This window comes from Campylobacter sp. BCW_6889, assembly GCF_001762535.1.
GTDB lineage: Bacteria > Campylobacterota > Campylobacteria > Campylobacterales > Campylobacteraceae > Campylobacter_D > Campylobacter_D jejuni.
Genome location: NZ_MJWZ01000079.1, coordinates 30,922 through 45,322, shown reverse-complemented (window position 1 = coordinate 45,322; position 14,401 = coordinate 30,922). Strand labels below are relative to the sequence as shown.

Annotated in this window: 6 protein-coding genes, 2 tRNA genes, 3 rRNA genes and 2 pseudogenes; 11 read left to right on the top strand and 2 right to left on the bottom strand. The window is 35.7% G+C overall.

Annotated features, from left to right (window positions below):
- The first annotated feature begins 616 nt into the window (after positions 1-616).
- The 9 genes from AJ939_RS10135 (at position 617) to dnaK (ending at position 11,401) form a co-directional block, all read left to right on the top strand.
- Positions 617-2,129 (top strand): 16S ribosomal RNA (locus AJ939_RS10135).
- Positions 2,130-2,232: 103 nt separating this feature from the next.
- Positions 2,233-2,308 (top strand) — tRNA-Ala (locus AJ939_RS10130).
- An 8-nt stretch (positions 2,309-2,316) separates the two neighbouring features.
- A tRNA-Ile gene (locus AJ939_RS10125) sits at positions 2,317-2,393 on the top strand.
- Positions 2,394-3,119: 726 nt separating this feature from the next.
- Positions 3,120-6,178: ribosomal RNA gene (locus tag AJ939_RS10120) — 23S ribosomal RNA — on the top strand.
- Positions 6,179-6,435: 257 nt separating this feature from the next.
- A 5S ribosomal RNA gene (gene rrf, locus AJ939_RS10115) occupies positions 6,436-6,552 on the top strand.
- Together the 16S, 23S and 5S rRNA genes with 2 tRNA genes alongside form the textbook arrangement of a ribosomal RNA operon.
- Positions 6,553-6,798: 246 nt before the next feature.
- The gene (locus AJ939_RS10110; protein WP_044780767.1) at positions 6,799-7,980 is read left to right on the top strand and encodes a hypothetical protein; all 1,182 of its coding nucleotides are present in this window, start codon (positions 6,799-6,801) and stop codon (positions 7,978-7,980) included.
- 208 nt (positions 7,981-8,188) lie between these two features.
- Positions 8,189-8,980 carry an HrcA family transcriptional regulator gene (locus AJ939_RS10105; protein WP_002861407.1) on the top strand — a complete coding sequence of 264 codons (792 nt, stop codon included), beginning with the start codon at positions 8,189-8,191 and terminating at the stop codon, positions 8,978-8,980.
- On the top strand, positions 8,977-9,507 hold the full coding sequence (grpE, locus tag AJ939_RS10100; protein ID WP_002790452.1) for a nucleotide exchange factor GrpE: 531 nt from the start codon (positions 8,977-8,979) through the stop codon (positions 9,505-9,507). The genes AJ939_RS10105 and grpE overlap by 4 nt, the downstream gene beginning before the upstream one ends.
- Positions 9,508-9,529: 22 nt before the next feature.
- Complete coding sequence (gene dnaK / locus AJ939_RS10095; protein ID WP_002871433.1) at positions 9,530-11,401, top strand: molecular chaperone DnaK; 1,872 nt, start codon at positions 9,530-9,532, stop codon at positions 11,399-11,401.
- Between the two features lie 55 nt (positions 11,402-11,456).
- Here the strand turns inward: dnaK and AJ939_RS11325 are convergent.
- Positions 11,457-11,661: pseudogene (locus AJ939_RS11325) on the bottom strand (flagellar basal body protein FliL); the annotation flags it as partial.
- A gap of 93 nt (positions 11,662-11,754) precedes the next feature.
- Between AJ939_RS11325 and AJ939_RS10090 the strand changes: the two are divergent.
- Together AJ939_RS10090 and AJ939_RS10085 are read left to right on the top strand one after the other, a co-directional pair.
- Positions 11,755-12,777 (top strand): annotated as a pseudogene (locus AJ939_RS10090) (MBL fold metallo-hydrolase).
- 68 nt (positions 12,778-12,845) lie between these two features.
- The gene (locus AJ939_RS10085) at positions 12,846-13,187 is read left to right on the top strand and encodes a cupin domain-containing protein (RefSeq protein ID WP_070276080.1); all 342 of its coding nucleotides are present in this window, start codon (positions 12,846-12,848) and stop codon (positions 13,185-13,187) included.
- A gap of 22 nt (positions 13,188-13,209) precedes the next feature.
- On the opposite strand, the gene AJ939_RS10080 is transcribed toward AJ939_RS10085, so the two are convergent.
- Positions 13,210-14,376 carry a pyridoxal phosphate-dependent aminotransferase gene (locus AJ939_RS10080; protein ID WP_070276079.1) on the bottom strand — a complete coding sequence of 389 codons (1,167 nt, stop codon included), beginning with the start codon at positions 14,374-14,376 and terminating at the stop codon, positions 13,210-13,212.
- Positions 14,377-14,401: the final 25 nt, after the last annotated feature.

Here is a 14,401-nt window from a genome sequence, read left to right as displayed (position 1 = left end):
CAAATACTTATATAAATACTTACACAAATATTTATACTATTTAATCCTTTATTTAATCCCCTTTTAAGTTTAATTGGTTATACTTTCATTTCCTTTTTTTGAAAAAAGGACTTAAAATCTTTTAAATTATAAAGTTTCACTAACTGAGTAGATTTTATAAATTAACTTTATTTTAGATTTTTTAAGTTTTTAAATTATTTGAGTTTTTAACTTTCTTAATTTTTTAATTTAAAACTAAAAAGCTTTTTTATAAATCTTGTTTTTAATTTAAAAACTTTTCTTTTAAAAATGATTTTTTGTTTTGTTCTTTTAACTTAGTATTGTTATTCAAATCTTATTAGTCAATCTTTGAAATCTAAATAAGTGATCGATTGAGCCAGAAAGATTTAGGCATAAGCAATTATGTAAAATCTATTCAATCTAATTTAAAAAGATTAAAAGCTTTTCTTTTAATCTTTTATAACTTTTTCTTTGAAGAAAAAGATTAAACTATCTATAAAAGTAATAAGGTTTATCTCTTTAATGTAATCTAAGTAGTTTATCTATATTAGGTTGGCGGGGTAGGCCTTTAGCTTGCTTCTTAGTCAAGGCTTTGCCTTGATGCTAAAGAAGGTTTATTATGGAGAGTTTGATCCTGGCTCAGAGTGAACGCTGGCGGCGTGCCTAATACATGCAAGTCGAACGATGAAGCTTCTAGCTTGCTAGAAGTGGATTAGTGGCGCACGGGTGAGTAAGGTATAGTTAATCTGCCCTACACAAGAGGACAACAGTTGGAAACGACTGCTAATACTCTATACTCCTGCTTAACACAAGTTGAGTAGGGAAAGTTTTTCGGTGTAGGATGAGACTATATAGTATCAGCTAGTTGGTAAGGTAATGGCTTACCAAGGCTATGACGCTTAACTGGTCTGAGAGGATGATCAGTCACACTGGAACTGAGACACGGTCCAGACTCCTACGGGAGGCAGCAGTAGGGAATATTGCGCAATGGGGGAAACCCTGACGCAGCAACGCCGCGTGGAGGATGACACTTTTCGGAGCGTAAACTCCTTTTCTTAGGGAAGAATTCTGACGGTACCTAAGGAATAAGCACCGGCTAACTCCGTGCCAGCAGCCGCGGTAATACGGAGGGTGCAAGCGTTACTCGGAATCACTGGGCGTAAAGGGCGCGTAGGCGGATTATCAAGTCTCTTGTGAAATCTAATGGCTTAACCATTAAACTGCTTGGGAAACTGATAGTCTAGAGTGAGGGAGAGGCAGATGGAATTGGTGGTGTAGGGGTAAAATCCGTAGATATCACCAAGAATACCCATTGCGAAGGCGATCTGCTGGAACTCAACTGACGCTAAGGCGCGAAAGCGTGGGGAGCAAACAGGATTAGATACCCTGGTAGTCCACGCCCTAAACGATGTACACTAGTTGTTGGGATGCTAGTCATCTCAGTAATGCAGCTAACGCATTAAGTGTACCGCCTGGGGAGTACGGTCGCAAGATTAAAACTCAAAGGAATAGACGGGGACCCGCACAAGCGGTGGAGCATGTGGTTTAATTCGAAGATACGCGAAGAACCTTACCTGGGCTTGATATCCTAAGAACCTTATAGAGATATGAGGGTGCTAGCTTGCTAGAACTTAGAGACAGGTGCTGCACGGCTGTCGTCAGCTCGTGTCGTGAGATGTTGGGTTAAGTCCCGCAACGAGCGCAACCCACGTATTTAGTTGCTAACGGTTCGGCCGAGCACTCTAAATAGACTGCCTTCGTAAGGAGGAGGAAGGTGTGGACGACGTCAAGTCATCATGGCCCTTATGCCCAGGGCGACACACGTGCTACAATGGCATATACAATGAGACGCAATACCGCGAGGTGGAGCAAATCTATAAAATATGTCCCAGTTCGGATTGTTCTCTGCAACTCGAGAGCATGAAGCCGGAATCGCTAGTAATCGTAGATCAGCCATGCTACGGTGAATACGTTCCCGGGTCTTGTACTCACCGCCCGTCACACCATGGGAGTTGATTTCACTCGAAGCCGGAATACTAAACTAGTTACCGTCCACAGTGGAATCAGCGACTGGGGTGAAGTCGTAACAAGGTAACCGTAGGAGAACCTGCGGTTGGATCACCTCCTTTCTAGAGTACAAAGTAATAAGTCTCACCACTATTACTTCAAATATATAAACTCAATTGATTCTTGTTTAGATTTCAAAGATTGATGATAAAGCTAATTGTTTATGGGGAATTAGCTCAGCTGGGAGAGCGCCTGCTTTGCACGCAGGAGGTCAGCGGTTCGATCCCGCTATTCTCCACCATTTATTAAGGGCCTATAGCTCAGCTGGTTAGAGTGCACCCCTGATAAGGGTGAGGTCACAAGTTCAAGTCTTGTTAGGCCCACCATAAAAAAGATTTGAATAAAAAAGCTTTAAAATCTAAAGCAAGTATATAAAGTAGATTAAATATAAAATATAAACTCTATACTTAGATTTATTTTTTTATCTTTAACTATAAAAGAATATACTTTAATAGATATAAGTAGCATATACATTATGTATTTATATTTATAATGATTATATTAATATATATACTTCCTTTAGGTTTTAAACCTAAATGTTCTTTTTAATTATCATTGTTAAGAGTCACAAGCAAGTTTTAATAAAAACAATTTTACAGGACTTGTTAAAGGATAAAACCTATTTATCTTTTCTTTGGTTTAACTTATATCTTTTAATTATCTTTATCTTTAAAATAAAGAGAATATTAGATTTAAGATTTATAAATTAAAGACAAGTTTCAAACTCACAGCTTAGTTAAGACTAAATCATTTAGTTTCTATATTAAGGTTTGAATGCTTTCCGTCTTAAGATAAAGAAGTCTTATCATAAAAACTTTAACAAGGAAGTGATGCGTTTTAGAATCAATAAAAAAGGTAGAAGTTAGGTTATATCTAACTTTTATGCAAATTGTTTTTTTAGTGATTAAGAATTGAAGCTTTATCTACATTAATTTTTTAATGAATGTTTAGTTTATTTCGTTTTAAGCCTAATATCTTTTAGGTTGGCGGGGTAGGCCTTTAGCTTTGGTTCTTTAAGATGAGCTTTGCTCATCTGCTAAAAGAACATCAAAAGGTAAGCTACTAAGAGCGAATGGTGGATGCCTTGACTGGTAAAGGCGATGAAGGACGTACTAGACTGCGATAAGCTACGGGGAGCTGTCAAGAAGCTTTGATCCGTAGATTTCCGAATGGGGCAACCCAATGTATAGAGATATACATTACCTATATAGGAGCGAACGAGGGGAATTGAAACATCTTAGTACCCTCAGGAAAAGAAATCAATAGAGATTGCGTCAGTAGCGGCGAGCGAAAGCGCAAGAGGGCAAACCCAGTGCTTGCACTGGGGGTTGTAGGACTGCAATGTGCAAGAGCTGAGTTTAGCAGAACATTCTGGAAAGTATAGCCATAGAGGGTGATAGTCCCGTATGCGAAAAACAAAGCTTAGCTAGCAGTATCCTGAGTAGGGCGGGACACGAGGAATCCTGTCTGAATCCGGGTCGACCACGATCCAACCCTAAATACTAATACCAGATCGATAGTGCACAAGTACCGTGAGGGAAAGGTGAAAAGAACTGAGGTGATCAGAGTGAAATAGAACCTGAAACCATTTGCTTACAATCATTCAGAGCACTATGTAGCAATACAGTGTGATGGACTGCCTTTTGCATAATGAGCCTGCGAGTTGTGGTGTCTGGCAAGGTTAAGCAAACGCGAAGCCGTAGCGAAAGCGAGTCTGAATAGGGCGCTTAGTCAGATGCTGCAGACCCGAAACGAAGTGATCTATCCATGAGCAAGTTGAAGCTAGTGTAAGAACTAGTGGAGGACTGAACCCATAGGCGTTGAAAAGCCCCGGGATGACTTGTGGATAGGGGTGAAAGGCCAATCAAACTTCGTGATAGCTGGTTCTCTCCGAAATATATTTAGGTATAGCGTTGTGTCGTAATATAAGGGGGTAGAGCACTGAATGGGCTAGGGCATACACCAATGTACCAAACCCTATCAAACTCCGAATACCTTATATGTAATCACAGCAGTCAGGCGGCGAGTGATAAAATCCGTCGTCAAGAGGGAAACAACCCAGACTACCAGCTAAGGTCCCTAAATCTTACTTAAGTGGAAAACGATGTGAAGTTACTTAAACAACCAGGAGGTTGGCTTAGAAGCAGCCATCCTTTAAAGAAAGCGTAATAGCTCACTGGTCTAGTGATTTTGCGCGGAAAATATAACGGGGCTAAAGTAAGTACCGAAGCTGTAGACTTGCACACAACTTAGATTATTTAAGTTTAGAATATAAAAAACTAAGTTATATGTTTTAAGTTATATTTTTACTGATTTTTATAGAGTAAAGATAGAAACAAAACTTAGTAAAATCAGTAAAAATATTCTTGGTTTAAAGTTTAAGTAGTTTAAGTTGTGTGCAAGTGGTAGGAGAGCGTTCTATTTGCGTCGAAGGTATACCGGTAAGGAGTGCTGGAGCGAATAGAAGTGAGCATGCAGGCATGAGTAGCGATAATTAATGTGAGAATCATTAACGCCGTAAACCCAAGGTTTCCTACGCGATGCTCGTCATCGTAGGGTTAGTCGGGTCCTAAGTCGAGTCCGAAAGGGGTAGACGATGGCAAATTGGTTAATATTCCAATACCAACATTAGTGTGCGATGGAAGGACGCTTAGGGCTAAGGGGGCTAGCGGATGGAAGTGCTAGTCTAAGGTCGTAGGAGCTTATATAGGCAAATCCGTATAAGAACACTCCGAGAACTGAAAGGCTTTTTGAAGTCTTCGGATGGATAGAAGAACCCCTGATGCCGTCGAGCCAAGAAAAGTTTCTAAGTTTAGCTAATGTTGCCCGTACCGTAAACCGACACAGGTGGGTGGGATGAGTATTCTAAGGCGCGTGGAAGAACTCTCTTTAAGGAACTCTGCAAAATAGCACCGTATCTTCGGTATAAGGTGTGGTTAGCTTCGTACTAGGATTTACTCCGAAAGCGAAGAAACTTACAACAAAGAGTCCCTCCCGACTGTTTACCAAAAACACAGCACTCTGCTAACTCGTAAGAGGATGTATAGGGTGTGACGCCTGCCCGGTGCTCGAAGGTTAATTGATGGGGTTAGCATTAGCGAAGCTCTTGATCGAAGCCCGAGTAAACGGCGGCCGTAACTATAACGGTCCTAAGGTAGCGAAATTCCTTGTCGGTTAAATACCGACCTGCATGAATGGCGTAACGAGATGGGAGCTGTCTCAAAGAGGGATCCAGTGAAATTGTAGTGGAGGTGAAAATTCCTCCTACCCGCGGCAAGACGGAAAGACCCCGTGGACCTTTACTACAGCTTGACACTGCTACTTGGATAAGAATGTGCAGGATAGGTGGGAGGCTTTGAGTATATGACGCCAGTTGTATATGAGCCGTTGTTGAGATACCACTCTTTCTTATTTGGGTAGCTAACCAGCTTGAGTTATCCTCAAGTGGGACAATGTCTGGTGGGTAGTTTGACTGGGGCGGTCGCCTCCCAAATAATAACGGAGGCTTACAAAGGTTGGCTCAGAACGGTTGGAAATCGTTCGTAGAGTATAAAGGTATAAGCCAGCTTAACTGCAAGACATACAAGTCAAGCAGAGACGAAAGTCGGTCTTAGTGATCCGGTGGTTCTGTGTGGAAGGGCCATCGCTCAAAGGATAAAAGGTACCCCGGGGATAACAGGCTGATCTCCCCCAAGAGCTCACATCGACGGGGAGGTTTGGCACCTCGATGTCGGCTCATCGCATCCTGGGGCTGGAGCAGGTCCCAAGGGTATGGCTGTTCGCCATTTAAAGCGGTACGCGAGCTGGGTTCAGAACGTCGTGAGACAGTTCGGTCCCTATCTGCCGTGGGCGTAAGAAGATTGAAGAGATTTGACCCTAGTACGAGAGGACCGGGTTGAACAAACCACTGGTGTAGCTGTTGTTCTGCCAAGAGCATCGCAGCGTAGCTAAGTTTGGAAAGGATAAACGCTGAAAGCATCTAAGCGTGAAGCCAACTCTAAGATGAATCTTCTCTAAGCTCTCTAGAAGACTACTAGTTTGATAGGCTGGGTGTGTAATGGATGAAAGTCCTTTAGCTGACCAGTACTAATAGAGCGTTTGGCTTATCTTTAATAAAGCATCACTTCCTTGTTAAGGTTTTTAAGAAGACTTTGAATATAGATAATATTTAGAGTTTCATAGAAATCTTTCAAGTAGAGTTTGTATTAGAACTTGCTCTTAACATTGTTTTTTAAGTATTCTATATAAAAACTTATCAAAGATAAGAGATAAGCAAAGAAGAAAAGAGAATAAAGAAAAAAGTAAAGAAATAAAAGATTAAGCTTTATTTTTTAAATTCAATCTTTCAAAGAATATTTAAATAACAATGTCCGTGATTATACAGATGTGGAAACGCCTTGCTCCATCCCGAACCAAGAAGCTAAGCACATCGTGGGTGATGATACTACGCCTTACTGGCAGGGGGAAAGTAGCTCATTGCGGACTTGTTAAATGTCTTCATTACTTACTTTATATATAAATCCTATGTTTATTTTTATTGTTGTTTTAGATGACACTTAGAATAGTGTTTAAAAAAGAGTTTGTTGCTGGTTAGGGTTTTTAGAGAGAATAGGGTGTTTTTAGGGGTTTGGAAAATAATAGAGGATAAAATTTAAAATTTTCTAAGTTAAAATTACGTAAAATATATTAACAATATTTTTGAAAAGATGTCGAAAATTTGAAGGCATCAAAATGGATTTTATAAAATTTCTTAATCATTTTCAACCCATATCTAAATCTTCTCAGCAAGCTAGTGTATACAAATCTTTTAAGTTGAATTTAAAACCAAATATTCTTAATGAAAAAGACGAAAATTCCTCTTCATTTCAAGAGCAAAAAACAGATGTAGCTCAAACTATGCTTCAAAGATTAGAAGATGAAAAAGTTTTCAATCAAAAGGTAAGTGATAAAGTAAAAAAAGCTGAAAGAGGTATGACTACTATATATTTTAGAGATCCTATTACAAATAAACTCGTTCGTAGTGCTTTAAGTTCAACAGCCATCAATAAAATGGGGATTGAATTTGACAAAGAAGATATGACTAAAAGACTTGATGGATCATATATATTAAGTGGAAAAGCTGAAAATTTCGTGGCTGGATGGTATGCTGATATAGCATATACTAGAGCTTATGTGGCTAGTGATAGAAATAATGATGGATATTTAGAAGATTATGAACTTGAAGATACGAAAAGTGGTTTTGTAGCACAGGAAACAAATTTAGGACTTTTTGTGCAATCTTATACACAATTAAATGGTAGCGTGGATACTCTATTTGGTTTTGAAAAAGATTTTAGAGAAATGCGTCCAGATGATACTAAAGATATAGATTATGCTGGTAGAACTATAGGTTTAGAGCTTGATAAAATGATAAGAAAAGATGGAGATTTTAATGGAGAGCTTAGTTTTAGCGAAACTGGCATGCAAGCAGTAAAAACCAAAGCTCCAAATTCTGGATGGACTGAAAGCGTAGGTATGTTAACTTTAACTAAATTTAATCAAACTAATACAATAGAAATTAAAGATATCTTAGATAAATTAGGTAAAGGTGTAAAATATGATGATTTAAGTGAAGATGAAAAATCTCTACTTAAAATGCAATTATCTGATAAAATTTTTGATGAAGTTGAAGATAAAGAAACTGGTAATAAAAAACTTGTTCTTAATCTGGATAAATTTAAAATTTTCTATGAAGGTTTTGTGGATTTATTTAAACAAAGAAGTGCAAGAATGCTAGGTTTAAAACCTGAAGATGCAACTAAACTTAATTATGACAATCTTGGTGAAATTGTCAACGAAATGAAGCAAACTTATTTTGATACAAATTCTACAAGTTATGGAAAAATAGCTGATTTAATTAAAATTTGGGCTTAGTTTTTATAATTATCTTGTAAAGCGTATTGTTATTTTTATTTTGATATGTTGTATTCTTATAAAAAATCAACTAATAAAAGTTTAGTCATATAGACTAAATAAAATTAAGTATATTTTTTTATATTTATACTTGACAAAATAACACTCAATGTTGTATAATACTTCTAGCAATCAAAAAATAGAGTGCTAAAAATTTAAGGAAAGAGCTATGAAAAGCCGAGATAAAAAGGATTTGATTTTAGATTCTATCATCCAAACTTATCTTTTAGATAATGTTCCTATTGGTTCAAATGAATTGAATTTAAATCTTTGCATCCCTGCTTCAACTATACGCGTTTATCTTAAAAGGCTTAGCGACGAGGGTTTGATCACTCAGCTTCATATAAGTAGTGGTAGAATTCCTACTATTTTGACAATGCAAAATTACTGGCAAAGTTTTTGGAAAAAAGAACAAGATCAAGATATCAATATCAAAAGTGAGAATTTTTTAAAAGAGTTGAGCAAAGAATTTGAAATTTATTGTCTTGTTTATGGTGGTAGAAGCTTAGTACTTAAAGAAGTGCTTGATCTAAATGCTAAATTTATAGTGCTTGATTTTAAAGAAGAAGAGCTCGTTTTAAAATATGAAAAAGAAGCATGGAAATTTTTACAAAGTCTTATAGGATTAGATCTTTTTAGTATAGAAAAAATAGCTTTGAGAGTTCATTTTATGGATCTTGTAGAAAAAATAGCTAGCTTAAGACAAAATTTGATTTGCTATAGAAGTAATGAAGAAAGAGCTTATCAAATTTATCAAAATGATGAATTTGTTAAGCTCTTAGATTGCGGAGTTCATCGTTATTTTAAAGAAAGTCTTGAATTTGAACCTTTATTTAAAGAAGGTTTTATGGGGCTTAAGGTGGATGCGCAGTTTTTGGGCGAAGATGTAAATATTATCTTAGCAGGTAGTGTTTATACGGATTATAAAAAAATATTACAATACATAAAGGAGGCGGCGTGAGCGAGCAAAAGCAAGAATTTGAAAACGAAAACGCAGAAAATTCTGAACATTTGCAAGATGAGAATTTGCAAAATATCGAAGATGTTGAGCAAAACAAATTGCAAAAAGACTATGATGAATTAAAAGACAAATATATGCGTGCAAACGCTGAATTTGAAAATATTAAAAAAAGAATGGAAAAAGAAAAGCTAAGTGCTATGGCTTATGCAAATGAAAGCTTTGCAAAGGATTTGCTTGATGTTTTAGATGCTTTAGAAGCAGCTATCAATGTCGAATGTCATGATGAAATTAGCTTAAAAATCAAAGAAGGAGTGCAAAACACTTTAGATTTGTTTCTTAAAAAACTTGAAAAGCATGGAGTGGCTCTTATTAAAGAAGAAAAAGAGTTCGATCCAAATTTACATGAGGCAATGTTTCATGTAGATAGTGAAAATCATCAAAGTGGTGAAGTGGTTACCGTGCTTCAAAAAGGCTATAAAATAGCCGATCGCGTAATCCGCCCAACTAAAGTTAGTGTAGCAAAATAAATTTTAATAAAAAGGATAAAAAATGAGTAAAGTTATAGGTATAGATTTAGGAACAACCAATTCTTGTGTTGCTGTGTATGAACGCGGCGAGAGTAAAGTAATCCCAAATAAAGAAGGTAAAAATACAACTCCTTCTGTGGTAGCTTTTACAGATAAAGGCGAGGTTTTAGTAGGAGATAGTGCAAAACGCCAAGCGGTGACTAACCCTGAAAAAACTATTTATTCTATTAAAAGAATTATGGGTTTGATGATCAATGAAGATGCGGCTAAAGAAGCTAAAAACAGACTTCCTTATCATATCACTGAAAGAAATGGCGCTTGTGCGATTGAGATCGCAGGTAAAATTTATACTCCGCAAGAAATTTCAGCAAAAGTTTTAATGAAACTAAAAGAAGATGCTGAAGCTTTCTTGGGCGAGAGTGTTGTAGATGCAGTTATTACCGTGCCTGCATATTTTAACGATGCGCAAAGAAAAGCGACAAAAGAAGCAGGAACGATAGCAGGACTTAATGTATTAAGAATTATCAATGAGCCTACTTCAGCAGCTCTAGCTTATGGACTTGATAAAAAAGATAGTGAAAAAATTGTGGTTTATGATCTAGGTGGGGGAACTTTTGACGTTACCGTGCTTGAAACCGGCGATAATGTAGTAGAAGTTTTAGCAACAGGTGGTAATGCTTTCTTAGGGGGTGATGATTTTGATAATAAACTTATAGATTTTCTAGCTAATGAATTTAAAGATGAAACAGGCATAGATCTTAAAAATGATGTTATGGCTTTACAACGCTTGAAAGAAGCAGCAGAAAACGCTAAAAAAGAATTAAGTTCAGCTAATGAAACTGAAATTAATTTACCATTTATCACAGCAGATGCAAGTGGGCCAAAACATTTGGTTAAAAAACTTACTAGAGCTAAATTTGAAGGTATGATTGATTCTTTAGTAGCTGAAACCATCACTAAAATCAATGAAGTAGTAAGCGACGCAGGTCTTAAAAAAGATGAGATTAAAGAAATTGTTATGGTAGGGGGCTCTACTCGTGTTCCTTTAGTGCAAGAAGAAGTGAAAAAAGCTTTTAATAAAGATCTTAACAAGTCTGTAAATCCTGATGAAGTTGTGGCTATTGGTGCGGCGATTCAAGGTGCGGTTATAAAAGGTGATGTAAAAGATGTGCTTTTACTTGATGTTACTCCGCTCTCTTTGGGTATAGAAACTCTAGGCGGGGTAATGACTAAGATTATCGAAAAAGGTACAACTATTCCAACTAAAAAAGAGCAAGTTTTCTCAACCGCTGAAGATAATCAAAGTGCTGTAACTATCAATGTTTTACAAGGGGAAAGAGAATTTAGTCGTGATAATAAATCTTTAGGAAATTTTAATCTTGAAGGAATTCCACCAGCACCACGCGGTATGCCACAAATCGAAGTTACTTTTGATATCGATGCAAATGGTATTTTAACTGTTAGTGCAAAAGATAAAGCAACAGGTAAGGCTCAAGAGATCAAAATCACAGGTTCAAGCGGACTTAGCGAAGAAGAAATTAACAACATGGTAAAAGATGCTGAACTTCACAAAGAAGAAGATAAAAAACGCAAAGAAGCTGTAGATGCTAGAAATGCAGCTGATAGCTTGGCTCATCAAGTAGAAAAATCTTTAAGTGAGTTGGGTGAAAAAGTTGCCACTGCTGATAAAGAAAATATCCAAAAGGCTCTTGATGATTTGCGCGAGACCTTGAAAAATCAAAATGCAAGCAAAGAAGAGATTGAAAGCAAAATGAAAGCTTTAAGTGAAGTTTCTCATAAGTTAGCTGAAAATATGTATAAAAAAGATGAGCCAAATGCAGCGAACGATAAAAAGAAAAAAGATGACGATGTAATCGACGCTGAAGTTGAGTAATCCTAAAATCTTCATTCAAGCCTTTTTAAAAGGCTTGAAAATTTTTTAAAAATTTTTAGGAAATGACAAAATCTTTAAAATATAATTCTTTTATTAGCTTGCTACCTAATTTTTCATTGATTTTTTAACCAATTCTTTTTGAAGTTCTAGTTTAAAATCAGACAATTCATTTTCTTGTATTTCTTTTGCTAAAATGGTTTGAATAATGTAGGTGAAATTTTTGTAAAATCTTCTAAAGAAAATTTAATTTCATCCAAGTCATTTTAGTGTAAGCAAACTAAAAACTTAGCAATAAAATAAAATTAGCCTAAAAACTTTTTAGATATAATCTTGATAAACATAAAAGGAAAAATTTGAATTTATCATTTAAAACCTTTGATATTTCTAATGCGCAACGATCAAAAGCTAAAAAAGTGCAGGGTAGAAAGTATGAAATTTTTCTTAATGAAAACGAGCAAAGTCTTATAACTCCTAAAGTGTCTTTTAAAGAAATTTTGAGGTATTATTATCTTTACCCAAAAAACGCCATTCCTTCTTTTAAATTGCCTTTTTTTAAGCCTGATTTGAGTGATTTTAGCACCCCGCATATTGCTTGGCTTGGCCATTCTTCGCTTTTTATAAGTTTTAAAGAATATAAAATTTTGATTGATCCTATTTTTAACACTCATGCTTCGCCTATTTTTTTATCAACAAGGCTTTTAAAAATGCTCCTGTTTATAATGTAAATGATTTTAATGAAATTTTTGCTGTGATTATCACGCATTCGCATTTTGATCATTTAGATGCTAAGAGTGTAAAAGCTTTAAAAGATAAGGCTAAAATTTTTATTACTCCTTTAAAAGTGGGAAATTATCTAAAAAGCTATGGGGTGAGTGAGAAAAAAATAATAGAGCTTGTTGGTGGAGTGGAATAGAATTTGATGATTTAAAAATCATTGCAACACCTGCACAGCACAGTTCAAGCAGGGGTGATGGTAAAAACAAAACCCTTTTTGGCTTCTTTTGTGATGGAATTTTTAAGTATAGATAAGAGAGTGTTTTTTAGTGCAGATGGAGGGTATTTTACACATTTTAAAAAAATAGGTGAATATTTTTGGAGGTTTTGATTTAGCTTGTCTTGAAAGCGGACAGTTTAATATCGCTTGGCCATATTCGCACTCTTTTCCTGAGCAAATTTTAAAAGAAGCAAAAGATCTTAATGCAAAAACTGTCATGCCTATACATTGGGGGAGATTTTTAGCAGGAACTCACGCGTGGAATGAAGTGGTAAAATTTCTTTATGAAAATTTAGATTTACCCCTTATCACACCAAAAATGGGCGAGGCTTATGAAATAAGGGCTAAATTCGAACAGGATTTTTGGTGGAAAGAAGGATAAATTAACACAAGTTTATAATTTATATTTTGGTTTTTGCTATGGTTTTATAAAACTAAAAAGGAGATTTTATGAAAATCATTCAATGGAATAGGGCAGAATTTATCCCAAAAGAAGTGAAAATCAATGTTTTAATTGACAATGAAAAAGGTAAAGAAATTCAAATTTTATTAGCTAAAGATAGCGTGATGAAAGAGCATAAAGCTCCTTTTGCTATACATGTTCAAGTTTTAAGCGGTAAAATTTGGTTTGAAGTGGAAAAGGAAAAATTTGAATTAAATGCTTTAGATATGATAAGCCTAGAGGCAAATGTAGCGCATTCTTTAGGTGGATTAGAAAATTCTATAATAAGATTGAGTTTAAATAAATCAGATAGTATTCAAAGAGTAAATGCTGTGCTTAAAAAGCCTTAAAGTAATTTTAAGGCTTTAGGGCTTAATAAGAAGCAATGAAATTTGCTATTCTTTCTAAACCTTTTTCGATGAGTTCATCACTTGTGGCATAAGAAAGTCTAAAGTATCCATCCGTGCCAAAACCTATGCCTGGAACAACGGCAACTTTTTCTTGTTCAAGTAATTTTTGGCAAAATTTCATAGAATCTTTTTCTATTTTTTGTATATTTACAAAAAGATAAAAAGCACCTTCTGGTTTATAAACGCTGATATTTGGGATTTGTTTAAGCATATCTAAAGCTAAGTTACGGCGTTTTTCAAAGGCTTGACGCATTTTTTCTATATCTTTATCACATTTCCCATTTAAAGCAGGAATGGCTGCATGTTGAGTAATGGAGCAAATATTTGAAGTGCTTTGTCCTTGAAGTCTTTTAACGGCTGAAATTAGGGCTTTATTTTTGCTTGCCATATAGCCAAAACGCCATCCTGGCATAGCTCCGCATTTGCTAAGTCCGTTAATAGTCACAGTGCGTTTTAAAGCGTCTTTGCTTACACTTGCAAAAGCTACAAAATCAAAACCATCATAGCGAAGTTTTTCATACATTTCATCACTTAAAACGGTAATTTGAGTTCCTTCTAAAACTTTAGCAATTTGAGTTAATTCTTCTTTAGAATAAATCGATCCTACAGGATTTGAAGGAGAATTTAACATTAAAACCTTGGTTTTAGCTGTGATAGCTTTTTTTAGTTGTTCAGCGGTAATTTTAAAGCCATTTTCTTCTAAGCCTTCTATAAATACAGGTTTTCCACCTGCAAATTTTACCATTTCAGGATAGCTTACCCAGTAAGGACTAGGGATAATCACTTCATCATCTTTTTCTACTAAACATTCTATACATTCAAAAAGAGAGTGTTTTGCACCTACATTGGTGATGATTTCATTTGTTTCGTAATCAAGATTATTATCTTTTTTAAATTTGATTTGAATAGCTTTTAATACTTCAGGAATTCCCGCAACAGCAGTGTATTTTCCACATCCTTTTTCAATAGCACTTATAGCGGCATTTTTGATGGTTTGCGGTGTGTCAAAATCAGGTTCGCCTGCTGAAAAACTAATGATATCCTCGCCTTTAGCTTTAAGTTCATTGGCAAGTGCGGTGATAGCTAAAGTGATAGATTCTTCTAAAACTTGAGATCTTTTTGTAAGCATTTTTCAATCCTTAATAATTTTTGTT

Coding starts and splice junctions, on each gene's coding strand:
- AJ939_RS10105 (WP_002861407.1), top strand. CDS start 8,189: ATGAAAAGCCGAGATAAAAAGGATTTGATTTTAGATTCTATCATCCAA.
- dnaK (WP_002871433.1), top strand. CDS start 9,530: ATGAGTAAAGTTATAGGTATAGATTTAGGAACAACCAATTCTTGTGTT.
- AJ939_RS10085 (WP_070276080.1), top strand. CDS start 12,846: ATGAAAATCATTCAATGGAATAGGGCAGAATTTATCCCAAAAGAAGTG.
- AJ939_RS10080 (WP_070276079.1), bottom strand. CDS start 14,376: ATGCTTACAAAAAGATCTCAAGTTTTAGAAGAATCTATCACTTTAGCT.
- AJ939_RS10110 (WP_044780767.1), top strand. CDS start 6,799: ATGGATTTTATAAAATTTCTTAATCATTTTCAACCCATATCTAAATCT.